Origin of the sequence: Chelativorans sp. M5D2P16, from assembly GCF_034427935.1 — a bacterium.
In the GTDB taxonomy this organism is placed as follows: domain Bacteria; phylum Pseudomonadota; class Alphaproteobacteria; order Rhizobiales; family Rhizobiaceae; genus Chelativorans.
This window is the reverse complement of sequence record NZ_JAXQNM010000025.1, coordinates 187,364-208,757: the sequence shown is the minus strand read 5'-3', so window position 1 is coordinate 208,757 and position 21,394 is coordinate 187,364. Positions and strand designations below refer to the sequence as shown.

The following is a 21,394-nucleotide window of genomic DNA, read 5'->3' as shown; positions in this document are numbered from 1 at the left end:
GTCGAGCGGCCCTGCCGCGCGCGGCATGCTCAGCCGTACTGGACGCGCAGGACTTCGTAGCCGCGCGCGCCGCCCGGCGCGTTGACCTCGACCGAATCGCCCACGCCCTTGCCAATCAGCGCGCGCGCGATCGGCGAGGAGATGGAGATGCGGCCGGACTTCACGTCCGCCTCCTGATCGCCGACGATCTGGTAGGTCTTCTCCTCGTCGGTATCCTCGTCCACGAGGACAACCGTGGCGCCGAATTTCACGGTGTCGCCGGACAGCTTCTTGACGTCGATCACCTCGGCGCGCGCAATGAGGTCTTCCAACTCGCTGATGCGGCCCTCGTTCAGGCTCTGAGCCTCCTTGGCCGCATGGTATTCGGCGTTCTCGGAAAGGTCCCCGTGGGCGCGCGCCTCGGCGATCGCCTCGATGATGCGCGGACGTTCTTCCTGCTGGCGCCAGCGCAGCTCTTCCTTAAGCGAATCATACCCGCCCAGGGTCATCGGGACCTTGTTCATGTCGTATCACCTTCCTGACTTTCATGCACCGCGCCGGGGCCTCGCCCGGCCGCAACGGCACACAAAAAGAAAACGGTCCGAAAGCCTCCGCCAACGGAACCGCTCGTTCGACTCCGCCGAAATATAGCAATCTTTGCGGCATTTTCACGCTAAAATTCGCGTTTTCGTCGGAAATCGCAACCTTGCCGGCAAAACGGTTCGACCGCCATGGCCGGGGGCGGCGGGCCGCAGGATGCATGGCTTGGCCGCTCCAGATTGTCGTCCTATGATCGAAGCGGATAGCGCAGACGAAGGGGGCACGGATGACGCGACTCGTACTGGCTGCACTGCTGGCGGCTGCCGCACCATTGGCGGCGAAGGCGCAGATCTTCCAGGCCAGCGGCCTCACACTGCGCGCTGAGACGCTCGCCGACGGGCTCGATCATCCCTGGGGAATCGATTTCCTCCCTGACGGCGCCGCCATCCTGACCGAAAGGAGCGGCACACTGCGTCTTTTCGCCGACGGCGCCCTTTCCGCCCCTATAGCCGGCGTTCCCGAAGTGGCCGTCGTCGGCCAGGGCGGCCTGCTGGATGTCGTCAGCGCGCCCGACTTCGAGACCTCTGGGACGATCTTCCTTTCCTATGCCGAACCCGGACGGGGTGGTGCAGGCACGGCGATCGCCCGCGCGCGCCTTGTACGCGAGGACGGGCAGGCGCTTTTGGAAAACGTCGAGACCATCTTTTCGATGAGCCGCAAGACGTCGGCGGGCCGGCATTTCGGTTCGCGGATTGTCCCCGCCCCGGACGGCACGCTCTTCTTCACCATCGGCGACCGCGGCGCAATGCAGCGCGCCCAGGATCCGGCGGATCACGCCGGCTCTGTCCTGCGCATCAACCCTGACGGCAGCCTGCCGGAAGACAATCCCTTCGTCGGGCGGGAGGATGCCGCACCGGAGATCTGGTCGACCGGCCATCGCAATCCCCAGGGCGCCGTCTTCGACCCGGCGACGAACTCGCTGTGGACGGTGGAGCACGGGGCCCGCGGCGGTGACGAGATCAACCAGCCGGAAGCCGGCAAGAATTATGGCTGGCCCGCCATCTCTTACGGCCGCCACTATTCCGGACGGGCAATCGGACGGGGCACCGAGGCCCCCGGCTACGAGCAGCCGGAATATTACTGGGATCCCTCGATCGCGCCGTCGGGCATGGATGTCTACAGCGGAAGCATGTTTCCCGAATGGCAGGGCGATTTTCTGGTGGCCGCGCTGAGCTTCCAGCTTCTCGCGCGGCTCGAGCGCGGCGGCACCGGCAAGATCACGGGGGAGGAGCGCCTGTTCGAAGGCGCCTTCGGGCGCCTGCGGGATGTCGAAGTCGCGCCGGACGGATCCGTGTGGCTCCTCACCGATTCGTCGAACGGACGCATCATCCGCATCTCGCGCGGCAAATGAGCCGGGTCGTCACACTGGCCCACTCACTGCAGGCCGCCTGACGGGTTGCGCGGGCCGGAAAAACCGCTATGAGCGCGGGCGGTTCAATCTTCGCGTGCGCTCCATGACCCGTTTCCAGGCCAATCTGCTTCTGCTTACCGCCGGTGCCATGTGGGGCATGGGGTTCGTCGCCCAGTCGACGGCGATGGACGCGATCGGACCGTTCCTCTTCATCGGACTGCGCTTTGCGATCGCCACCCTTGCCATCCTGCCCTTCGCCCTGCGCGAAAGCGCGCGTGCACCGGCACCGCTCAACGCGCAGCACTGGCGTGCCTTCACTCTGGTCGGCCTGCTTCTGTTCGCCGGCATGGCCTCCCAGCAGGTGGGGCTCTTGACCACGACGGTCACCAATGCCGGCTTTCTGACCGGGCTCTATGTGGTGATGGTGCCGTTCTTCGGCGTCCTTCTCTTCCGGCAATGGCCGCACCGGGTTCTGTGGCCCGCCACATTGTGCGCGCTGGCGGGGATATGGCTGCTGTCGGGCGGCGGGGCGGTGGCTTTCGTGGCCGGCGACTGGCTCAACATCCTGTGCGCCGCCTTCTGGGCGCTCCAGGTGATCTATATCGCCCGCAGCGCCGGGCGCTCGGGGCGTCCCGTCACGCTGGCGGTGACGCAGTTCGCCGTCACGGCGTTCGTTGCCTTGGCGATCGCCGTTCTCATCGAACCGATCGATATTGCGGCCATTCGCGCCGCCCTGCCGGAAATCCTCTACGCCGGCATCTTCTCCGGCGGCATTGCCTTTACTCTCCAAGTCGTCGGCCAGCGCTACACGACCGCCCCGCAGGCAGCCATTTTCCTTTCCACGGAGGCGGTCTTCGCCGCGCTGTTCGGCGCCGTGTTCCTCGGCGAGCGGCTGCCGCCAACCGGCCTTGCCGGCTGCGGGCTCATCCTTTCCGCGATCCTGCTGGTCGAGGTCGTGCCCGCCTTGCGTGCCCGGCGCCTGACCTCCTGACCTTTTGACCCGATAAAGCCTTGCACAATTCAGCCGCAAGATAAGGTATGATCCCGCCGGACAAGGGAGCGCGGATGAAAAGATCGGTCGAGCGGCAATGGGAACTGAGCCTGGATGCCGACACCGTGCGGATGCTGGCAGCCAAGGCGCGCACCTTCTCCGCAGCCCTCAACAGCGACTATGACGGCGGCCATGAACACGAGGTCGAGTTCGGCCGCGAGGGCGACCAGCACCACCATGACGGTCTGGCCGAGGAGGAAGAGGAGGATCTTACGGAAGAAGAGTTCCGGGAACTTGTCGCCGACCTGAACGTCGACGAGGCTGCCGAACTTCTCGCCATCGCCTGGATCGGACGCGGCGACTACGAAGCGGCGGAGTGGTCGGATGCGGTGACCGATGCGCGTCAGCGGGTGAACGGACGTCTGGCGGCTTATCTTCTCAGCATGCCCATGCTGGGAGACTGGCTGGAGGAAGGATTGGCGGCTATTGGCGCTTAACCACCCGTTATAGGTTGCATTTTATTTTTAATGCAATCTTTAATAGAAATTGTTCCCATGCGACTCACTGCTACGTCCTCCGTTCTCCATGTCGTCCGCCTTTCCGTTGCATCCATGGCCCTCATGGCCTTCGATGTCGAACTGCCGGACCAGGCTCCCATTCCCGCATGGCGTGAGGAAGCGCTGCACAGCGAAAGCAACGGGCCTATCCCCTCGCCGGAGAAGGCATGCCGTAAGAACCTCCGGGACCTTGGTGTCGCGTTCACGGCGGTCCCACCACTAACGGGCACGAACGGCTGCGCGGTACCATTTCCCTTGAAGGTGACCACGCTCGCCCCGGACATAGACCTGCAGCCGCCGGCCGTCATCAACTGCCGCACCGCGCGCGCGGCTGCCCGGCTATTTCAGAAGGCGGGCATGGCGGCAGCAAAAAAACACTTCGACGCGCGCATATCGGCCGTCAACCAGGCCTCCGGCTACGTCTGTCGCCGGATCAACGGTTCGAAGAACGTCTCGCAGCATGCTTTCGGCAATGCGCTCGATGTCGCCGCGATTGTCCTCACCGAGGGCCGAACGGTGCACATACGGAAACATGATGCCGGCAGCGCGGAAGCGAAGTTTCAAAAGGAGATCCGCAACGCTGCCTGCGGCATCGTCACGACCGTTCTCGGCCCCGGCACCAATGCCGACCACGGTGACCATTTTCATTTCGATATGAAGCGGCGGCGCTCCCCCTATTGCCGGTGAGCGCCCCATTTCGGCCACAGGCCTGAACGCGGACGCTGATCTTTCCTTTACCCTTCGGCATTACGCTCGCCCGTCGTGACGGAAGCTGGCGCCGACCGCCGGCAAAGGTGGGCAGCAGTGATTTTGAACCTCGTCAAGCATAGGAGCCCGTGTCGGTGGTTCGCCCCTGCGTTGCGTACCGGCCTGACGGTCTTTGTGATGGCAGCCGTTTCGGCCTGCTCCGTGGACACGGTTCTGCGTCCGGAGGTGGATGTGGGAACCCGGACGGCCGCGATCAGCGGCGGCGGGCTGCAGAACCTGGTCCCCTCCAACCCGATGATGACGAGCTATCCGCGCTTCACCATGCCGCGCGCGCCCACCGCCGTGATGCCGCCCGGGGAAACGGCCTGCCGAAGAGAGCTCAAACGGCTCGGCGTCGACTATCGCGATCTCGCTCCGATCGATGACGGCGGTGCGTGCCGGATCGACCATCCGGTCGAGGTGAGCGGACTTTCCGGCGGCATCAAAATGAAACCGGCCGCCACGCTAAACTGCCCGATGGCCGTCGCCTTCGCCCGCTGGACGAAGAGCGAACTCGCGCCTGCCGCACGCATGCGCTATCTCTCCGGCATCGACACCATCCGCCAGGGCTCCAGCTATTCGTGCCGGCGCATCCGCGGCACGGGTGTCGCCTCCGAGCATGCAAAGGGCAACGCGCTGGACGTGATGAGCATCACGCTCGAAAACGGCAGGGAAATCGACGTGCGCCGCCCCGGCTTCTTCGCGTTCCGGCAAAGGGGCCTGCTCAACAAGGTCCGCGCCGACGGCTGCCGCTACTTCACGACCGTTCTCGGTCCCGGCTACGATGCCGATCACGCCGATCACTTCCACTTCGATATCAAGGACCGGCGGAACGGTTACCGTGCCTGCCGGTAGCTGGCAGCGGCAGAGACCCTACATGAATGCAACCATGTTCTCGCCACCCGCGCCTGCAAGTGGTATGGGGCCCTTATGCTCGTCCTTGAAATCATCATTCTTTTCGCCCTGATTCTTTTCAACGGTTTCATGGCCATGTCGGAGCTTGCCGTCGTCTCCGCCCGCCGGGCCCGGCTGCAGGCGCGCAGCAATAAGGGCGAACACGGCGCGAGGCGGGCCCTGGAACTTTCGGCCGACCCCGGCCGGTTCCTGTCGACCGTACAAATCGGCATCACGCTGGTCGGCGTCACGTCCGGCGCTATTTCCGGCGCGACCATCGGCGTGCGCCTTTCAGACTGGCTGATGAGCCTCGGCGTCTCCGCTTCGCTCGCCAATCCGGCCGGCGTGGGGGTGGTCGTGGCGCTGATCACCTACGTTTCCCTCGTCATCGGCGAGCTCGTCCCGAAGCAGCTCGCGCTCCGGCATGCCGAGACGATCGCCGTCCGCGTGGCGCCCTTCATGCTGATGATGTCCCGCATCACCCTGCCTTTCGTCTGGCTCCTCGACGCGTCCGGGAACGCCGTCCTCGCCCTGCTTCGCCAGAACACCGAGACCTCGCGCCGCGTGACGGATGAAGAGATCCGCACGCTGATAGCCGAGGCGGAACATACGGGCACGATCGAGACGGCCGAACGGCGCATGATCGGCGGCGTCATGCGGCTGGCCGACCGCAAGGCCCGTGCCCTGATGACGCCGCGCGGCGATGTCGACTGGCTGGATATCACCGCAGGCGCCGATCAGATATCCGAAGCGCTGCGCAACACAAACCACACCAGGGTGCCGGTCGGCGAAGGGTCCATGGACCACCTGATCGGCGTCGTCAACACGCGCGAGCTGCTGGCGTCGGAACTGTCCGGCGAAGCGCTCGATCCGCGCCGATACGTTCACCAGGTGCCCATCGTGCACGATTTAGCCGGCGCGCTGGATGTGCTGACCATGCTGCGCGAAGCCGAGTTGCCGATGGCGCTCGTGCATGACGAATACGGCAGCTTCGAAGGCATCATCACCCCGGCCGACATATTGGAGGCGATCGCCGGCGTTTTCCGCGCGGATCTGGAGGAAGGCGAAACCGATGCCGTGCATCGCCCGGACGGATCGTGGCTTCTGCCCGGCCTGATGCCCGCCGACGAGATGGCCGACCACTTGCGCATAGATCTGCCCGAAGAGCGCAGCTACACCACGCTGGCCGGTTTCCTTCTTTCCTATACGCAGGAATTGCCCAAGACCGGTGCAGTCGTCGAGGTGATGGGCTGGTCCTTCGAAATCGTCGACCTCGACGGACGACGCATCGACCGTGTGCTGGCCACGAAGATAGAAGGCCCTGGGGAGGGCAAGGCGGAAGGGTGACTGGCTCGCGAGCGGGCGCGATCTCTGCTCCACCCGCGTGGTTTGCCTGTATTTACACGGCCTCCGGCTCCATGGCCGTCTTGTCCGGTTGGTAACGGCTGGATACCGACGCTATATTGGAAACCGTAGACCCCGCACAAGGAGGCACTTTTTTGAAACCCGGTGACATAGAGGCGCCTGCCCGTGCCGAAAACAGCTCGATCGGTATCGGGCATCAGAACGAGGCTTGCCGGCCGGTTCACGAAATCCTCAGCCTCGTCGGCGACAAATGGTCGGTTCTGGTCGTGGGGCTTCTCGGCGAAGGCACCATGCGCTTCAACGAAATTCGGCGCGCCGTCGACGGCATCTCGCAGAAGATGCTGACCACGACCCTGCGCAATCTCGAGCGCGAGGGCTTCGTCACGCGGACGATCTACCCGACCATTCCACCGCGCGTCGAGTACGAACTGACCGATCTGGGACGCGAGCTCCTGGTGCCCGTGAAAGCCCTGGCCGAATGGGTGACTGCCAATCGCGAACGGATCGAAGCGGCACGGGCGCGCTTCGACCGGCAGCAACAGGCCTGATCACTCCTCGGGCGGCACCGGCGTCGGCCTGCCCGTTGCGTCGAGCGCGACCATCACGAACTCGGCACTGGTCACCATCTCCATCACGTCCGACAGGTAGCGCTGCGCCCATGCCTCCACCCGCAAGGTCATCGACGAACGGCCGACCCGCACCACATCGGTGTAGACACACAGCGTGTCGCCGATCTTCACCGGCTTGCGGAAGGCCATCTCCTTGACCGCCGCCGTCACCACCCGCCCGCGCGCACGATCAGCGGCGCGCACGCCGCTTGCCGAATCCATCTGGGCCATGACCCAGCCGCCGAAAATATCGCCCGCAGCGTTGGCGTCCCGCGGCATTGCCGGGGTGCGCAAGGTCAGTTCACCGCGTGGTTTGGGCCCGATTTCAATCACGGCAGCCTCCGGCAATTTCCGATTCGGGATCAATATGCTGGCAGCATATCCGGAATCAATTTGAGAACTCCACCATCAACGTTTTTGCGTCAGCGCCGAAGCGCTCGGCCAATCGCTCGGGCTTGCTCCGTCACGAACGTGACAACAGCTGTTCGATCGTCTTCTCCAGAAGCTGTTCCCCGCCCGGTTGCCAGCCGAGCGCACGCAGCCTGTCGGTGTGCATGGCGTTGACGGCCTGCTTGTCCGCCGCTGGCGGAAGTGGAAAAGGGCTGCCGCTGATCCGTTTGACGGCCGCCAGAATGTCACGCCGGTCGACGAGCAGATCGGACACGTTGTATGTGGTGCCGGTTCCGAGACTCAGAACCAGCCGCACCGCGGCGGCAACGTCGCGTCCATGTACTTCCGTGCCGGCGCGCGGCGTGATGGCGCGTCCGGCGAGATAGTCCGCGAAGAGGCCCGACCATTTGTGGGGGCGGCCGGAGCCGGAAGGTCCATAGACACCCGTCACACGCAGGCTGATGCCCTGGAAGCCCTCACTGCCAAGGGCCGCCAGCGCCTCCTCCGCCTCCAGCTTCACCCGGCCGTAGAGCGTGTCGGGCCGTGCCTCATCTACCTCGTCCAGCCATGTACCGGGCGGGCGCAGGCCGTAGACGGCACGGCTCGACAGGAAGACCGCACGCCGGACGCCCGCCGCCCTCGCCGCTTCGAACAAGGCGATGCTGCCGTCGAGATTGCGCCGGCGGAAACCATCCGGATCGTCCCCCTCCCCGCCGCGATACTTCCCCGCCACATGATCGAAGGCCGCGTGCACGAGGAAGTCGGCGCCGGCGAACGGCACATCGGCAGCGCCTTCCGCTCCGAGCGTGAGCGGGTGGAAATCGACCGGCGCGGAAAAGAAGCCCGTCGGCGGCGGCCGGCGCCCCGTCACCGTCACCGCGTGACCGGCCGAAAGCAGGTCTTCGACGATGAAGCGGCCCACATAGCCGCTGCCGCCGGTAACGATGGTCCTTGTCTTGCTCATGCCGAACTCGGCGGGTTCTCCAGTCTGGTCGGATCGGGAACGCCCTCGCCCGTATAATAGGCTTGCCAGAGATCGATCAGCGGTCTCAGCCTTTGTGCCTTGGCATGCCCCTCCTGCCAGGGCTTTTCATATTGATAGTGTACGACATGCACCGAGGACCAGTCCCAGAGTTCGGGCAGGTTGAACCAGACATATTGTAGCGTATTGAAAAAGATTGGCAGGCCGTGCCAGTCTGGGAAAAAGGCTTGGAGAAAGGTCTGGTCCGTACGCCGCCAGAAGGCATCCGGCCGGTCGAGACGCTCCAGCATCGCCGCGAAGGTTTGCTCCGCGGGCCGGGCGACGAAGACGCCGGAATTCAGCCGGTGGAAATCGGCAAGGCTTTCATAGACGTTGGGCGCGGCGGAAAATTCCGGATAGGAAAACAGCCGGTCGATATTGCGGATGACGATGGCGTCGGCATCGATGAAGACCACGCGCTCGTAATCGGTGAGCTGCCACAGCCGCAGCTTGGCGAAATTGTCGAGCGGGGTATGAAAGGCCGGCTTCTCGCCCTTGGTGAAGGGATTGCGCCCGTGGATCTCCTCGCGAGCATGCCGTGCGTTGAAGGCATCGGAGGTCGGCAGCAGCTCGATCTGCCTCAGAGTCGCACCCAGCGCCGCGATCGGCGCAAGGTCCGCTTCACCGACGCCGCCCGTATGCATGACGACAATGTCCGCCCGCGTGCCGCTCAGCTTCAGCGAGCGCACCAGCGCGGTCGCCCCCTTGGCGAAATCCGCGTTGGTGACGAGGGTGACATAAGCGCGGCGCGCATTGGTCATCGGCAGCACCTGTCGCATGGAGCCGAGGGGCGCCTACACAGCAGCATTGCCCCTTATACCCCTACCCCACGCTCTTCAGCCGCTTGCCCTCCGGGTCGCGTTCGAGGGTGGGCGCGATGTCCTTGGTCCAGGCCGAGACCGATGGAATGCGGCTGCGGTCAACGCGGTAAGCGTATTTCTTCGCCACGTCCACCACTTCGGCCAGAAGCCCTTCCTGAAGCGTGGTGGGATTGAGTCCGAGTTCCAGGAACTGCTCGTTGCGGACCACCAGATCGTTCTCCGCCGCCTCCTTGCGCGGGTTCGGGAGATAGGCGACCTTGGCGCCGGTCATCCCGGCGACGAGTTCGGCAAGGTCGCGCACGCGGTGCGTCTCCGTCATCTGGTTGAAGATCTTCACGCGGTCGCCGCGCTTGGGTGCGCTCTTCAGCGCCAGCTCGACGCAGCGCACCGAATCCTGGATGTGGATGAAGGCGCGCGTCTGCCCGCCCGTGCCGTGGACGGTGAGCGGATAACCGATCGCCGCCTGGATGAGGAAGCGGTTCAGGACCGTGCCGTAATCGCCGTCATAGTCGAAGCGGTTGATGAGCTGTGTGTGCAGCCGCGTTTCTTCCGTGTGCGTGCCCCAGACGATGCCCTGGTGCAGGTCGGTGATCCTGAGCCCGTCATTCTTGGCGTAGAACTGGAACAGGAGCTGATCCAGACACTTGGTCATGTGGTAGACGGAACCCGGATTGGCGGGATAGAGGATCTCCTGCGTGGCGGTCTCGCCGGAAAGCGTCTCCACGCCGACCGGCAGGTAGCCCTCGGGAATGGCCGCCCCCACCGAGGAGTAGCCGTAGACGCCCATGGTGCCCAGATGCACCAGATGCGCGTCGAGATCGATCTCCACCAGCGCGTTCAAGAGGTTGTGCGTCGCGTTGACGTTGTTGTTGACCGTGTAGTTCTTGTGCCGGTCGCTCTTCATGGAATAGGGCGCGGCGCGCTGCTCGGCGAAATGAACGATGGCGTCGGGCCGCTCGGCGGCGAGCCACGCCTTCAACACCTCGTATTCGCTGGCGAGGTTGATCAGGTGAAAATGGACGCGCCGCCCGGTCTCCTGGTGCCAGATGCGGGTTCGCTCCTGGATGGAGTCCATCGGAGTCAGGGATTGAACGCCGAGCTCCGTGTCGATCCACCGGCGCGAGAGATTGTCGACGATGTGGACGTCGTGGCCCCTTGCGGACAGGTGAAGGGAGGTCGGCCAGCCGACGAAACCGTCGCCGCCCAGAACAGCAATTTTCATCGAATCAGATCCCTCATTTTCAACCGGGAGCAACGCTTATCCGGCATTTGTGACAACAATTCTATTCCGGATGGAAGCGCAAGGGAAAGTGAGAGCGACGGCACTCGTTCCCCGCCGCGCATGTTCGCCAAAGCGGCCCATTCTTTTTCCGATGGATAACGGGCAGCGTACAGCACTTTTCTCTTGACGGCGTCAAAAGCGAATCAAAATAGCTTCACGCGCCCGCCACATTCGTGCATCATGCTACCATGATGACCGCTCCCGAGAAGCGGCCGACAAGGTGAGGCGCACCGCCTGCTGCCGGCGATAGACCGGCCCGGAGAAGGGACAGGCGTTCGACAGCGCATAGGTTGAAGGAGACCGGGCATGCAAACGTCCGGAATGGCCAATGTGGGTGTCTATGACTCCAAGGATCTGGCCGAAATCCGCAGTGCGGTTGAAGCCGTCTGTGCGGAGCTTGGTATCGACCGTGCCGATCAGGTCAACCGCGAGAGGGTGGCCAGCCGTGTGATGCGCTCCTGGTCGCTCGGCCGGCGCACGCCGCTCGGCCTCGTGCAGGCCGGGCTCGAAGACGCCGGATAGGAGAGGCCCGGCAGCGATCCCGACGATTTTCCCGCGCTGCATCGCCGGCGGCGCGGAACCATGCGCGTTTCCGGCAGTTTTGCCGGACGAGGCAACCGGGGTTGTCTAAGCCGTGGCACAGGTCGAAAGGACCCGCTTTCCCGATTCCACCGCCGTGCGCGCCATCCGCTACTTCGCCGGCCGGCAGGCACTCGAGGTCACCTTTGCCAGCGGCGGCGTCTATGTCTACCACGGCGTACCGCGGGAGGTCTTCGCCCGCTTCAAATCCGCCGAATCCGCCGGCCGCTTCCTGCACCGGGAAATCCTCGACCGCTATCGCCACACGCGAGTCGGCTGAACCTTGAACCCGATGTTCCGCCGCCCGCGGCCCGTCTGGACCAACGGGCGACAGCGTGCGATTATCATCCCGCGCCCCGCCCGCCGGCAGCGGAGAGGGTTTTCCGATGAGCGACACCACCACCAAACCGCGCGTGAAAGCCAGGTCCAAGGTCGAGCGCCCGCGCCTGCACAAGGTCATCCTGCTCAACGACAACTTCACTCCGCGTGAGTTCGTCGTGAAGGTGCTGAAGGTGGAATTCCACCTTTCCGAAGACCAGGCCTACCGCGTCATGATCACCGCCCACCGCCGCGGCGCCTGCGTGGTGGCGGTGTTTCCGAAGGACGTGGCCGAGACGAAGGCGACCCGCGCGACGGATGCGGGAAAAGCGCAGGGATATCCATTGCGGTTCGAGACGGAACCGGAAGAGTAGAGGCGGCCACACCGCTCCGGCATCGCCGAGCTTTCGTAGGGCTGCACACAGCAGTCCGCCAGTCGCGGATATCAGACTCTTTCTTCACCGGGCGGTGCGCTCGGTCGAATCCCGATTCTCTTCTAGGTTGCTATCGAGACAGTATCTCTCGCAGCTGGCGGGGGCGCTCGTCACTCTGTTCGAGGTTCAACTGATGCTCGATATGGTTCAGATGGTGGTCCATGGCGCGCTTGGCGGCCTCGGCGTCGCCACGGCCGATCATGGCGACGATCTCCTCATGTTCGTCGGGTCCGCAGTCCTGTTCGCTCTGGGGCTGATACATGGCTGTAATGAGCGAGGTCCGGGAGACGAGGTCCCGCAACACCTCGAACAGGTATGGCGAGCCGGCAAGTTCTGCGATCAGCAGGTGGAAGCCGCCTGAAAGCCGGATTGCGGCGGCCCTGTCGCGGCGCTCCGCAGCGGCCCGCTCCTCGGCGACATAGGCCTTGAGGCGGTCGATTGCTTCGGTGCCCGCATTCGCACACAGTCGCTCGACGAGCCGTCCCTCGATGGTGGAGCGCGCAAAGAAGACGTCCCGAGCCTCTTCGATCGTCGGCTCGGCGACGAAAGCTCCCCGGTTGGGAACCAGTTTGACAAGACCGTCACGTTCAAGGGCGGCAAGTGCGGACCGGACCCGCGCCCGGCTCACGGCGAAGATCTCCGCCAATTGCTCTTCCTTGAGACGTGTGCCTGGGCGCAGGTTGCGCTCGGCGATGGCGCTCCAGATCCGTTCGTAAATTGCCTCGGTGGGTGACGACGCGTTCAATTTCGACGTCAGCATGAAATTCTCTCAGGAGACGGTGTTTTGAACAGCGATAGCGGCAATGCTTGGAGTTGTCCACTATGCGCTCAAAGATTGTTGACAATATCGAAAAGTAAAGTCAACAATATTGTTGACGGTCGCCTGAACGGCAGGCGATCTCTCCGCGGGAGTGCCATGGCTGGAAGGAGGAGCATGCCAGCCCGGTCGAAATCGCCCGGCGGGGCATTAGGGAGGAAATCGAATGGCAAATGCTCAGGATCTTGCGGCGCCGCCTGAAATCGGCGTGCAGAGCAAGAATATTGGAGAGGAATCGCTTGCCCCGCAGCAGACCCGGATCATGGGGCGCACATCCTACCTGCTCGCCTGGATGGGCGGCTGCGTCTCGATCGGCACTTTCACCATGGGCTCGTCGATCGTCGGCACGCTCAACCTGCTGCAGGCGACCCTTGCGATCGCCATCGGCTGCCTGGTCATCGGCGTCGCCCTGACCATCAATGGCGCAGCCGGTTACAAGTACGGCATTCCGTTCATGGTCCAGGCGCGCAGCGCTTTCGGCTTCACGGGCACCCGCTTCCCCGGGATCGTGCGCGCGCTGCCGGCCATCGTCTGGTACGGCTTTCAGAGCTGGATCGGGGCGGGAGCGCTCAACGCGGTGACCGCCACCATGTTCGGCTTCGACAACCTCGTGGCCTGGTTCATCATCTTTCAATTGCTGCAGATCGGCCTTTCGGTGCTCGGCTTTCAGGGCATCAAGTGGCTCGAGAACATCGGCGCGGTCTTCATCCTCTGCTCGCTGATCTACATGTTCGTCAGCGTCATCAACCGCTTCGGCGCCGAGATCACCGCCAATCTCGTCAACGTTGAGGGCACCTGGGGCCTGCCCTTCTGGGGCGCGACGATGCTGTTCCTCGGCATCTACTCGACGATGATCCTGAACGTCAGCGACTATTCGCGCGAGCACATGCACGGCTCCCCGCCGAGCCTGCTCGTCACCATCTACTCCATGTCGATCCTGCCGGTAACGCTGTTCATGGGCCTGATCGGTCTGATGGTTTCCGGCGCGACCGGCGTCACCGACCCGATCCAGGTCTTCGCCAACGCGGTCGACAACAAGCCGCTCCTGATCGTGACGCTGCTCTTCATCGCCTTCGCGCAGGTCACCACCAACGTCCTGAACAACGTCATCCCGCCCACCTACGTGCTGATGGACATCTTCAAGCTGCCCTTCAAGCTCTCGACCGTGATCGTCGGGTTCCTCGCCTTCGCCACCTTCCCCTGGGAACTGGTCAAGGACGAGAGTGCGGCCGGCCTGCAGATCTTCGTGCAGACCTATTCGGCCTTCCTCGGTCCGATCTTCGCGGTGATGGTGGTCGACTACTACCTGGTGCGCAAGCGCACCTTGGACGTCACCAAGTTCTACGACGAGGCCGGCCCCTACCGCGGCGTCAACTGGGCGGCGATCATCGCTTCGCTGATCGGCGCGGTCGTCGCGCTGACCTTCTCGGCGGTATCCTGGTATGCGAGCCTCATTCCCGCCGGGCTGATTTATTGGCTTCTGATGCAATACTGGGGCCCGGCGCAGCGTTTCCGCGCCTGACGAGAAGACGCGCTCCGGCGGGTTTCGTCCGCCGGGGCGCCATCCTTGGAACCAATATCCGGAGAACGCGCGCATGCGCATCAAGGTGATCAATCCCAACACCACCGCCAGCATGACGGCCAAGATCGGCGCCGCCGCCCGTGCCGTGGCCGGGCCGGGCACCGAGATCATCGCGGTGAACCCGGAATGCGGTCCGGTTTCGATCGAAGGACATTACGACGAGGCGATCGCCGCCGCCGCGCTTCTCGAGGAAATCCGCAAGGGCGAGGCGGACGGTGTGGACGGCTATGTCATCGCCTGCTTCGGCGATCCGGGGCTGCTCGCCGCCCGTGAGGTGGCGTCCGGACCGGTGCTCGGCATCGCAGAGGCGGCGATGCACGCGGCGAGCTTCCTCGCCACCGGGTTCTCGGTGGTGACGACACTCGGGCGCACCAAGATCATCGCCCACCATCTCGCCAAGTCCTACGGCATGGCGCCGTTCTGCCGCAACATCCGTGCCTGCGAACTCGAAGTGCTGGCGCTGGAGGACGAGCGTTCCGATGCCCGCCGCATCATCACAGAAGAGTGCCGCCGCGCCCGCGACGAAGACGAAGCGGGCGCCATCGTTCTCGGCTGCGCCGGCATGGCCGACCTTGCCAAGGCGATCGAGCGCGAGATCGGGGTCCCGGTGATCGACGGCGTCACCGTGGCGGTGAAATTCGTCGAAGCCCTCGTCGCCTGCGGCCTCGCCACCAGCAAACACGGCGACCTCGCCTATCCGATCGCCAAGACTTTTACGGGGCTCAACGGGATGTCGGTTGCAAGGAGCTAAAGGGGAAACCCGGTCACGTTACATATTTCGTGGAGTAGGGGCCCCTCCCCTCTATCGGTTGCCTACATCTCCACCACCATCTCAAATCCTCCAAAGATCATCCGCTTTCCGTCGAACACGTCCTTCCATTCGTCGCCCTGCAGGCGCGGGTCGGCCATCACCTTGGCGTTGATCTTGTCGCGGGCGGCGCGGTTCTCATAGGTGATCCAGGCGAAGATGACGATCTCGTCATCCTTAGCCTGGACGGCGCGCGGGAAGGAGGTGAGTTCGCCGTAGGGCACGTCGTCGGCCACCGTCTCGACGTAAGACAGCGCGCCATACTCCATCCAGACCTCGCCGGCCTTGCGGGATATTTCCTTGTAGGTCTCGAGATTGGCCTTCGGCACGGCGACCAGGAAACCATCGACGTAGGACATGGGAACTTCCTTCCGGTTGGTTGACGATCCGAGGACGCAGGAGGCGCCCTGCATCCGACAAGGGTGTGATGAGAATCTTCATGTCGGTGCAGCATTGCCGGCGGTGCGCGATCTTCCGTCGAACGGCGTTCTGCCCGTGCTGCGCCGCCATTGCGAGCCCGAAGACCGGCAATGCCCGCCGCGGCAGCCAGGCACCTTGGCAGTGGGCCTATATCAGCCGCGCTTTTGAACTCCGCGCGAGGCGGCTACCGACCGGGGCGGCCCGTCTTCTTCGGGCGCCGGCGGCGCTCGCGTTCCTCCACCGGGTCTTCATAGGAGCCGGCGCCGGGCTTGTGCCGGCGGACGGAGACGTCACCCTCGTCCTTCGAGACGGTGTTTTGCGCCTCCTCAGGGAGAGGATGGGTCGGCTTCGCCTTTCCCCTCGGCTTCTCCGTGCGGCCGACGGTCATCTCGTCGAGCGTGTTCTTGCGGAAGAGGCTCCGGCCGGTGGGCTCAGCGTGGGCGCCGGCGGTGCCCATTTCGTCGAGGTCCGGCTTGTGGAAGAGGGAGCTTTCTGAAGCGCCGGCGGACGGCCGGTTCTTCTCGGGCATGGGTCCTCGGGTCGAGCCCGAGGATGACGAAGTGGAGGGGGCGACGCCCTCTCCTCCCGGCTGTGGGGGCCGGCCGCCGGGCTTGCCCTTCTTCGCCTTCTCGCGCCGGCTCTTCTGCGTGTTCTCCACGCCGGCATCGCGGGCGAGCGGGTCGTCCATGACCGCGAGCTCGGTCTCGCGCAGGCGCTTGATCTCGTCGCGCAGGCGGGCGGCCTCCTCGAAGTCGAGATCGGCGGCGGCATCGCGCATGGCTTTCTCGAGATGCTCGAGATGGGCCTGGAGGTTGTTGCCGACCAGATTGTTGAGGTCCTCGCCCGCAGCACCCTTGAGATCGGCGCGCACATGGTCGCGCTCGTAGACGGAGCCGAGAATGTCGCCGATGTTCTTCCTGATCGATTCCGGCGTGATGCCGTTGGCCGCGTTATAGGCGAGCTGCTTCTCGCGGCGGCGGGAGGTCTCGCCGATGGCGCGCTCCATGGAGCCGGTGACGTTGTCGGCATAAAGGATGACGCGGCCGTCGACATTGCGCGCGGCGCGGCCGATGGTCTGGATAAGCGAGGTCTCGGAGCGCAGGAACCCTTCCTTGTCGGCGTCTAAGATGGCGACCATGCCGCATTCGGGGATGTCGAGGCCCTCGCGCAAAAGGTTGATGCCGACCAGCACGTCGAAGGTGCCCAGCCGCAGGTCGCGGATGATCTCGATGCGCTCCAGCGTGTCGATGTCGGAATGCATGTAGCGCACGCGGATGCCCTGCTCGTGCAGGTATTCGGTGAGGTCCTCGGCCATGCGCTTGGTGAGCACCGTGACGAGCGTGCGGTAGCCGGCCTTCGTGGTCTCGCGGATTTCACCCAGAACGTCGTCGACCTGGCTCTTGGCCGGGCGGATGTCGACGGGAGGATCGATGAGGCCGGTGGGGCGGATGACCTGCTCGGCGAAGACGCCGCCGGACTGCTCCATCTCCCAGTTCCCCGGCGTGGCGGAAACGGCGATGGTGCTCGGCCGCATGGCGTCCCACTCCTCGAAGCGGAGCGGCCGGTTGTCCATGCACGAGGGCAGGCGGAAGCCGTATTCGGCGAGCGTCGCCTTGCGGCGGAAGTCGCCGCGGTACATGGCGCCGATCTGCGGCACGGTAACGTGGGATTCGTCGACGAAGACCAGCGCGTTGTCCGGCACGTACTCGAAGAGCGTCGGCGGCGGCTCGCCGGGGGCGCGGCCGGTCAGATAGCGCGAATAGTTTTCGATGCCGGCGCAGGAGCCGGTGGCCTCCAGCATCTCGAGATCGAAGCGGGTGCGCTGTTCGAGGCGCTGGGCTTCGAGCAGGCGGCCGGCCCTTTCAAGCTCGACGAGGCGTTCCTTCATCTCCGCCTTGATCGAGCGGATCGCCTGGTTGAGCGTCGGGCGCGGGGTGACGTAGTGCGAGTTGGCGTAGATCTTGACCGATTTCAGGTCGTCGGTCTTCTTGCCCGTCAGCGGGTCGAACTCGGTGATCTGCTCGATCTCGTCCCCGAACAGCGAAATGCGCCAGGCGCGGTCTTCCAGGTGGGCGGGGAAGATCTCGATCGTGTCGCCGCGCACGCGAAAGGAGCCGCGCTGGAAGTCGGCGTCGCGGCGCTTGTACTGCTGCTCAACGAGGTCGGCGAGGAGCTGGCGCTGGTCGAGCCGGTCGCCCACCGCCATCTGGAAGGTCATGGCCGTGTAGGTCTCGACCGAGCCGATACCGTAGATGCAGGAGACGGAGGCGACGATGATGACGTCGTCGCGCTCGAGCAGCGCCCGCGTGGCCGAGTGGCGCATGCGGTCGATCTGCTCGTTGATGGACGATTCCTTCTCGATATAGGTGTCCGAGCGCGGGACGTAGGCCTCCGGCTGGTAGTAGTCGTAGTAGGAGACGAAATACTCGACCGCGTTGTCCGGGAAGAAGGATTTGAACTCGCCATACAGCTGTGCGGCGAGCGTCTTGTTGGGGGCGAGGATGAGCGCGGGGCGCTGCGTCTCCTCTATCACCTTGGCCATGGTGAAGGTCTTGCCGGAGCCCGTGACGCCGAGGAGCACCTGGGTGCGCTCGTTCTCGTTGGCCCCTTCGACGAGGTCGCGGATGGCCGTCGGCTGGTCGCCGGCCGGCTGATACTCCGAGGCCATGCGAAAGGGAATGCCGCCTTCGGTCTTTTCCGGGCGCGGCGGACGATGGGGTACCCAGCTGGATCTCAGGTTGGGATCGCCGCCCTCGATCAGCCTGGAAAGCGCGGCCACGGTGGCCGTCACGCCGCCCGCCGTCAGCCCTTCCGCCTCCTCCAGCGAAACGTCGAGGCCGGCGACGGGGTTGAGGCCGGCGGCGGTGCGCTCCTTGGCCGAGGCCGCACCGCCCATGGAGGTGCCGCGCGCCGTCTTCCCCGGCGCGGTGGAACGCTCGGGAATCTTCTTCTTCGGCTTCACCGGCTTTTCCGCCTCCCGCGTGATCTCCTCGGCCCAATCCGAGATGGTGCCGGGCAGCGGGGCGCCCGAAAGCGAGGGCTGCGGCGACTCGGCGAAGCCGCCATGCTTCTTGTCGGAGGAGTTGGCCATGTGGCCGAATATGGAGAATTGCGCGCGCGAATGAAAGGGGGGCGATAGTCACGAATGCGCAGCCACCAGGGCAGCCCGCACGGCTGCTGACACGAGGCTGTCAGGAGAGGCGGGCGGCGGTTTTTCCTCGCCCCTGTCGGATCGCCGCGGCTTCGGACGTCCTGGTGCAGGATCAACACGCAAGAGAAGAGAAAAGCTATGAGAAAGATCGTTACCGGAGCGTTCGTGAGCCTCGACGGCGTGATGCAGGCACCCGGGGGGCCGGAGGAAGATCCGACGGGCGGATTCCGCTACGGCGGCTGGGTGGCCCCGCTTTTCGACGAAGCGCTGGGAGATGCCGTGATGAACGACATGTTCGGCGAGCCCTTCGATCTCCTGCTTGGCCGCAGGACCTACGACATCTTCGCCGCGCACTGGCCCTATGTGGAGCCCGGCGACCCGATCGGTGCGCTCTTCGACAAGATCAACAAGTACGTCGCCACGCGCAATCCCGACCTGAAGCTCGCCTGGCGGAACAGCCAAACGCTCGGCCCGGACGCGGTTGCCGCCGTGCGCATGCTCAAGAGCGAAGACGGGCCGAACCTGCTCACACAGGGATCCACCGACTTCCTGCAGACCCTGTTGAAGAACGATCTGGTCGACGAGCTCTTCGTCTCGATCTTCCCCCTCGTCCTGGGGAAGGGAAAGAGGCTCTTCGGCAACGGCGTCGTGCCCGCCGGCTTCAAGCTCGCCAGTTCCAAGACGTCCGGCACCGGAGTCATCATGTGCAGGTATGTCCGCGACGGCACGGTCAAGACCGGTTCCTTCGCAATGCAAGAGCCGTCCGAGGCGGAGCTGGAGCGCCGCAGGAACCTGACATAGGGCATGACAGGCCGGCCGAGGGCAATCCGGTTGCCCTGGCCGGCGCTCAGGCGAGCTCCTTCGGACGCAAGAATGCCGTCAGCCGCGCGGAACGGGTTTCAAGGGCCGACCATGGCTGCGCGAAGGTGAAATGTGCGAGCGCGGCGGTGGGAAACTTCGCTTCCATGCGCGCCAGGGCTGCGGGATCGGAGTCCGGAGCCGCCAGACGAAGGGCCAGATCGCCGATGCCCGGATTGTGCCCGACGACGAGCAACCGCCGCGTATCCGCCGGGACACCGTTGATGAGTTTCAGGATGCGCGCGGCGGAGGCCATGTAGAGGTCTTTGTCGTGTTCGGCCTGCGGCACCCCCTCTCCCAGCGCCGGCGCGACCCGCCGCCAAGTCTGGCGGGTGCGCAGCGCGGCCGAGACCAGCACACGGTCGGGCACCCAGCCGCGCGTGGCCATGGTCCTGCCCATCAGCGGTGCCGCCTTGCGCCCGCGCGGTGCCAGCGGGCGGTCGAAATCGTCCAGGGACGGATCGTCCCAGCTCGACTTCGCATGGCGCAGGAGAAGGAGTTCCTTCATGCGATCCTCCGTCGCTCAACCGCCTCCGCGTAGCACAGGAAAGCGCGGCGCGGAATCGATTTTTACCCGGGCAATATTGCCGCCATATTTCACCCGGGTATAATAGGGGAAACAAAAGGAGACGGAGATGCCATCCAGCGACCGGGAAACGACCTGCACCGCATTCGCGGGCGAACGGCGCGTCGCCGCCGGTACGCGGCTCGACGTTGCGCTGACCTTGAAACGGGATGGGAGGGAAGAGAACATTCTTGTCTTCGACGACACCACCGGCCGTCAGGTCGACTTCAACCTGTCGGGAAGCGCCGAGGACGTCGCGGCGGGCCTCGCCGGGTCCGCCCTGCCGCGCAGCCCGGGCCGGCCGAAGCTCGGCGTGGTGGCACGGGAGGTGACGTTGCTGCCGCGCCATTGGGAATGGCTGGGGCAGCAGCCGGGCGGCGCCTCAGCCGCGCTGCGCAGGCTGGTGGACGCGGCGCGCAAGACGGACGCCGCAGGCGAGAGGAAGCGGCAGGCGCAGGCGGCAGCGGATCGCTTCATGATGGCCATGCTCGGCGACCAGCCGGGCTATGAAGAAGCCGCACGGGCCCTCTACGCCGGCGACCGGGCGCGGTTTCGGGCGTTGATCGCCTCCTGGCCGGCCGATCCGAAGGCCTATCTGGAACGGCTTGCCGCACCCGCTTTCGAAAGCGACTGAGCGACGGTCCGGGCCACACGGGGCCGCGCTTACGGCCTGGAACGGGGAACGGGCAAGGTGACCTCGTCCTTGACCGTTTCCATGACCACGTAGGTCTGGGTCTGCTGCACGCCGGGCAGCCTCGAGATCACGTCTCCGAGCACCTTGCGGTAGGCCTCGATGTTCCGCGTCCTGACCTTCAGAAGATAATCATAGCCGCCGGCGATCATGTGACATGACTGGATCTCCGGGATGCGGGCGACGGCCCGGTTGAAGGCGTCCAGATCGTCGGCCGTCGTGCCCCTGAGCTGCACCTGAACCATGACGATGTGGGCCGCCTCCATGACGACCGGGTCGAGCCGGGCGAAATAGCCGGATATCACCCCGGAGCGCTCGAGCCGGCGCAGCCGTTCCGCGCAGGGCGTCTTCGTCAGGCTGACGCGGCGCGAAAGCTCGACCACCGATATCCTCCCCTCCTTCTGCACTTCTTCGAGGATGCGCAAATCCGTGAGATCCAGGCTGCTTGCAGACATGTCGATATTCCCCCAAATGTCAAATTTCATAGGAAAATTGCCTGATTTATAGGCGAATTTGGGGCCATAAACTACTATTGTCCTGCTACTCTCCAGGAGAAAGAAAAAGC

At 64.6% G+C, this 21,394-nt stretch carries 24 protein-coding genes; 14 read left to right on the top strand and 10 right to left on the bottom strand.

The window, feature by feature from the left end:
- Nucleotides 1-29 precede the first annotated feature (29 nt).
- Nucleotides 30-503 (bottom strand): transcription elongation factor GreA, encoded by a 474-nt coding sequence (gene greA / locus SIN08_RS12355; RefSeq protein WP_416208058.1) that lies wholly within the window; start codon nt 501-503, stop codon nt 30-32.
- Nucleotides 504-805: 302 nt separating this feature from the next.
- Here greA and SIN08_RS12350 point away from each other — a divergent pair, with 302 nt between their 5' ends.
- The 7 genes from SIN08_RS12350 to SIN08_RS12320 all read left to right on the top strand — a co-directional run bounded on the left by SIN08_RS12350 (nt 806) and on the right by SIN08_RS12320 (nt 7,032).
- Nucleotides 806-1,930 carry a PQQ-dependent sugar dehydrogenase gene (locus SIN08_RS12350; protein ID WP_322451874.1) on the top strand — a complete coding sequence of 375 codons (1,125 nt, stop codon included), beginning with the start codon at nt 806-808 and terminating at the stop codon, nt 1,928-1,930.
- Between the two features lie 103 nt (nt 1,931-2,033).
- Nucleotides 2,034-2,921 (top strand): DMT family transporter, encoded by an 888-nt coding sequence (locus SIN08_RS12345; RefSeq protein WP_322451873.1) that lies wholly within the window; start codon nt 2,034-2,036, stop codon nt 2,919-2,921.
- A 74-nt stretch (nt 2,922-2,995) separates the two neighbouring features.
- Nucleotides 2,996-3,418, top strand: a complete 423-nt coding sequence (locus tag SIN08_RS12340; protein ID WP_322451872.1) for a DUF3775 domain-containing protein — start codon at nt 2,996-2,998, stop codon at nt 3,416-3,418.
- A 57-nt stretch (nt 3,419-3,475) separates the two neighbouring features.
- Entirely contained in the window at nt 3,476-4,165 is a 690-nt protein-coding gene (locus SIN08_RS12335) for an extensin family protein (RefSeq protein ID WP_322451871.1), read from the top strand.
- Between the two features lie 198 nt (nt 4,166-4,363).
- Nucleotides 4,364-5,080 carry an extensin family protein gene (locus tag SIN08_RS12330; RefSeq protein ID WP_322451870.1) on the top strand — a complete coding sequence of 239 codons (717 nt, stop codon included), beginning with the start codon at nt 4,364-4,366 and terminating at the stop codon, nt 5,078-5,080.
- 75 nt (nt 5,081-5,155) lie between these two features.
- A complete protein-coding gene (locus SIN08_RS12325) occupies nt 5,156-6,466 on the top strand; it encodes a hemolysin family protein (RefSeq protein WP_322451869.1) in 1,311 nt (436 codons plus the stop codon).
- Nucleotides 6,467-6,618: 152 nt separating this feature from the next.
- A complete protein-coding gene (locus SIN08_RS12320) occupies nt 6,619-7,032 on the top strand; it encodes a winged helix-turn-helix transcriptional regulator (RefSeq protein WP_416208057.1) in 414 nt (137 codons plus the stop codon).
- Here the strand turns inward: SIN08_RS12320 and SIN08_RS12315 are convergent, their stop codons facing one another.
- The 4 genes from SIN08_RS12315 to SIN08_RS12300 all read right to left on the bottom strand — a co-directional run bounded on the left by SIN08_RS12315 (nt 7,033) and on the right by SIN08_RS12300 (nt 10,546).
- Complete coding sequence (locus SIN08_RS12315) at nt 7,033-7,371, bottom strand: acyl-CoA thioesterase (protein ID WP_322452155.1); 339 nt, start codon at nt 7,369-7,371, stop codon at nt 7,033-7,035.
- Between the two features lie 184 nt (nt 7,372-7,555).
- A complete protein-coding gene (locus SIN08_RS12310; RefSeq protein ID WP_322451868.1) occupies nt 7,556-8,446 on the bottom strand; it encodes an NAD(P)-dependent oxidoreductase in 891 nt (296 codons plus the stop codon).
- Nucleotides 8,443-9,264, bottom strand: coding sequence for a glycosyltransferase (locus tag SIN08_RS12305; RefSeq protein ID WP_322451867.1), 822 nt, complete (start codon nt 9,262-9,264; stop codon nt 8,443-8,445). Before SIN08_RS12305 ends, SIN08_RS12310 begins: the two co-directional genes overlap by 4 nt.
- A gap of 61 nt (nt 9,265-9,325) precedes the next feature.
- The gene (locus SIN08_RS12300; RefSeq protein WP_322451866.1) at nt 9,326-10,546 is read right to left on the bottom strand and encodes an NAD-dependent epimerase/dehydratase family protein; all 1,221 of its coding nucleotides are present in this window, start codon (nt 10,544-10,546) and stop codon (nt 9,326-9,328) included.
- Between the two features lie 366 nt (nt 10,547-10,912).
- Between SIN08_RS12300 and SIN08_RS12295 the strand changes: the two genes are divergently transcribed.
- The 3 genes from SIN08_RS12295 (at nt 10,913) to clpS (ending at nt 11,877) form a co-directional block, all read left to right on the top strand.
- On the top strand, nt 10,913-11,128 hold the full coding sequence (locus tag SIN08_RS12295; protein WP_322451865.1) for a hypothetical protein: 216 nt from the start codon (nt 10,913-10,915) through the stop codon (nt 11,126-11,128).
- 112 nt (nt 11,129-11,240) lie between these two features.
- Nucleotides 11,241-11,465 (top strand): KTSC domain-containing protein, encoded by a 225-nt coding sequence (locus SIN08_RS12290; protein ID WP_322451864.1) that lies wholly within the window; start codon nt 11,241-11,243, stop codon nt 11,463-11,465.
- Nucleotides 11,466-11,571: 106 nt separating this feature from the next.
- Nucleotides 11,572-11,877, top strand: a complete 306-nt coding sequence (gene clpS / locus SIN08_RS12285; protein WP_322451863.1) for an ATP-dependent Clp protease adapter ClpS — start codon at nt 11,572-11,574, stop codon at nt 11,875-11,877.
- Between the two features lie 130 nt (nt 11,878-12,007).
- Here the strand turns inward: clpS and SIN08_RS12280 are convergent, their stop codons facing one another.
- Entirely contained in the window at nt 12,008-12,697 is a 690-nt protein-coding gene (locus tag SIN08_RS12280; protein ID WP_322451862.1) for a GntR family transcriptional regulator, read from the bottom strand.
- A gap of 223 nt (nt 12,698-12,920) precedes the next feature.
- On the opposite strand from SIN08_RS12280, the gene SIN08_RS12275 reads away from it, so the two are divergent.
- Nucleotides 12,921-14,276, top strand: coding sequence for an NCS1 family transporter (locus SIN08_RS12275; RefSeq protein WP_322451861.1), 1,356 nt, complete (start codon nt 12,921-12,923; stop codon nt 14,274-14,276).
- 73 nt (nt 14,277-14,349) lie between these two features.
- Nucleotides 14,350-15,087, top strand: coding sequence for an aspartate/glutamate racemase family protein (locus SIN08_RS12270; RefSeq protein ID WP_322451860.1), 738 nt, complete (start codon nt 14,350-14,352; stop codon nt 15,085-15,087).
- A gap of 62 nt (nt 15,088-15,149) precedes the next feature.
- On the opposite strand, the gene SIN08_RS12265 is transcribed toward SIN08_RS12270, so the two are convergent.
- Together SIN08_RS12265 and uvrB are read right to left on the bottom strand one after the other, a co-directional pair.
- A complete protein-coding gene (locus SIN08_RS12265) occupies nt 15,150-15,503 on the bottom strand; it encodes a DUF1428 domain-containing protein (RefSeq protein WP_322451859.1) in 354 nt (117 codons plus the stop codon).
- A 245-nt stretch (nt 15,504-15,748) separates the two neighbouring features.
- The gene (gene uvrB / locus SIN08_RS12260) at nt 15,749-18,655 is read right to left on the bottom strand and encodes an excinuclease ABC subunit UvrB (RefSeq protein ID WP_322451858.1); all 2,907 of its coding nucleotides are present in this window, start codon (nt 18,653-18,655) and stop codon (nt 15,749-15,751) included.
- Nucleotides 18,656-18,853: 198 nt separating this feature from the next.
- Between uvrB and SIN08_RS12255 the strand changes: the two genes are divergently transcribed.
- Nucleotides 18,854-19,516, top strand: coding sequence for a dihydrofolate reductase family protein (locus SIN08_RS12255; RefSeq protein ID WP_322451857.1), 663 nt, complete (start codon nt 18,854-18,856; stop codon nt 19,514-19,516).
- Nucleotides 19,517-19,562: 46 nt separating this feature from the next.
- Here SIN08_RS12255 and SIN08_RS12250 read toward each other — a convergent pair whose 3' ends face one another.
- On the bottom strand, nt 19,563-20,081 hold the full coding sequence (locus SIN08_RS12250) for a histidine phosphatase family protein (protein ID WP_322451856.1): 519 nt from the start codon (nt 20,079-20,081) through the stop codon (nt 19,563-19,565).
- Between the two features lie 127 nt (nt 20,082-20,208).
- On the opposite strand from SIN08_RS12250, the gene SIN08_RS12245 reads away from it, so the two are divergent.
- On the top strand, nt 20,209-20,772 hold the full coding sequence (locus SIN08_RS12245) for a DUF2239 family protein (protein WP_322451855.1): 564 nt from the start codon (nt 20,209-20,211) through the stop codon (nt 20,770-20,772).
- Between the two features lie 29 nt (nt 20,773-20,801).
- Here SIN08_RS12245 and SIN08_RS12240 read toward each other — a convergent pair whose 3' ends face one another.
- On the bottom strand, nt 20,802-21,314 hold the full coding sequence (locus SIN08_RS12240; protein ID WP_416208056.1) for an Lrp/AsnC ligand binding domain-containing protein: 513 nt from the start codon (nt 21,312-21,314) through the stop codon (nt 20,802-20,804).
- Nucleotides 21,315-21,394 lie beyond the last annotated feature (80 nt).

Bases quoted from the DNA above. Each gene is read 5' to 3' on its own strand.
- SIN08_RS12330 (WP_322451870.1), top strand. From the start codon at position 4,364: ATGGCAGCCGTTTCGGCCTGCTCCGTGGACACGGTTCTGCGTCCGGAG.
- SIN08_RS12240 (WP_416208056.1), bottom strand. From the start codon at position 21,314: ATGAAATTTGACATTTGGGGGAATATCGACATGTCTGCAAGCAGCCTG.
- SIN08_RS12295 (WP_322451865.1), top strand. From the start codon at position 10,913: ATGCAAACGTCCGGAATGGCCAATGTGGGTGTCTATGACTCCAAGGAT.
- SIN08_RS12250 (WP_322451856.1), bottom strand. From the start codon at position 20,081: ATGAAGGAACTCCTTCTCCTGCGCCATGCGAAGTCGAGCTGGGACGAT.
- SIN08_RS12340 (WP_322451872.1), top strand. From the start codon at position 2,996: ATGAAAAGATCGGTCGAGCGGCAATGGGAACTGAGCCTGGATGCCGAC.
- SIN08_RS12270 (WP_322451860.1), top strand. From the start codon at position 14,350: ATGCGCATCAAGGTGATCAATCCCAACACCACCGCCAGCATGACGGCC.
- SIN08_RS12315 (WP_322452155.1), bottom strand. From the start codon at position 7,371: ATGCCGCGGGACGCCAACGCTGCGGGCGATATTTTCGGCGGCTGGGTC.
- SIN08_RS12335 (WP_322451871.1), top strand. From the start codon at position 3,476: ATGCGACTCACTGCTACGTCCTCCGTTCTCCATGTCGTCCGCCTTTCC.
- SIN08_RS12300 (WP_322451866.1), bottom strand. From the start codon at position 10,546: ATGAAAATTGCTGTTCTGGGCGGCGACGGTTTCGTCGGCTGGCCGACC.
- clpS (WP_322451863.1), top strand. From the start codon at position 11,572: ATGAGCGACACCACCACCAAACCGCGCGTGAAAGCCAGGTCCAAGGTC.
- SIN08_RS12350 (WP_322451874.1), top strand. From the start codon at position 806: ATGACGCGACTCGTACTGGCTGCACTGCTGGCGGCTGCCGCACCATTG.
- SIN08_RS12280 (WP_322451862.1), bottom strand. From the start codon at position 12,697: ATGCTGACGTCGAAATTGAACGCGTCGTCACCCACCGAGGCAATTTAC.
- SIN08_RS12310 (WP_322451868.1), bottom strand. From the start codon at position 8,446: ATGAGCAAGACAAGGACCATCGTTACCGGCGGCAGCGGCTATGTGGGC.
- SIN08_RS12325 (WP_322451869.1), top strand. From the start codon at position 5,156: ATGCTCGTCCTTGAAATCATCATTCTTTTCGCCCTGATTCTTTTCAAC.
- SIN08_RS12265 (WP_322451859.1), bottom strand. From the start codon at position 15,503: ATGTCCTACGTCGATGGTTTCCTGGTCGCCGTGCCGAAGGCCAATCTC.
- uvrB (WP_322451858.1), bottom strand. From the start codon at position 18,655: ATGGCCAACTCCTCCGACAAGAAGCATGGCGGCTTCGCCGAGTCGCCG.
- SIN08_RS12255 (WP_322451857.1), top strand. From the start codon at position 18,854: ATGAGAAAGATCGTTACCGGAGCGTTCGTGAGCCTCGACGGCGTGATG.
- SIN08_RS12345 (WP_322451873.1), top strand. From the start codon at position 2,034: ATGACCCGTTTCCAGGCCAATCTGCTTCTGCTTACCGCCGGTGCCATG.
- SIN08_RS12245 (WP_322451855.1), top strand. From the start codon at position 20,209: ATGCCATCCAGCGACCGGGAAACGACCTGCACCGCATTCGCGGGCGAA.
- SIN08_RS12305 (WP_322451867.1), bottom strand. From the start codon at position 9,264: ATGACCAATGCGCGCCGCGCTTATGTCACCCTCGTCACCAACGCGGAT.
- SIN08_RS12275 (WP_322451861.1), top strand. From the start codon at position 12,921: ATGGCAAATGCTCAGGATCTTGCGGCGCCGCCTGAAATCGGCGTGCAG.
- greA (WP_416208058.1), bottom strand. From the start codon at position 503: ATGAACAAGGTCCCGATGACCCTGGGCGGGTATGATTCGCTTAAGGAA.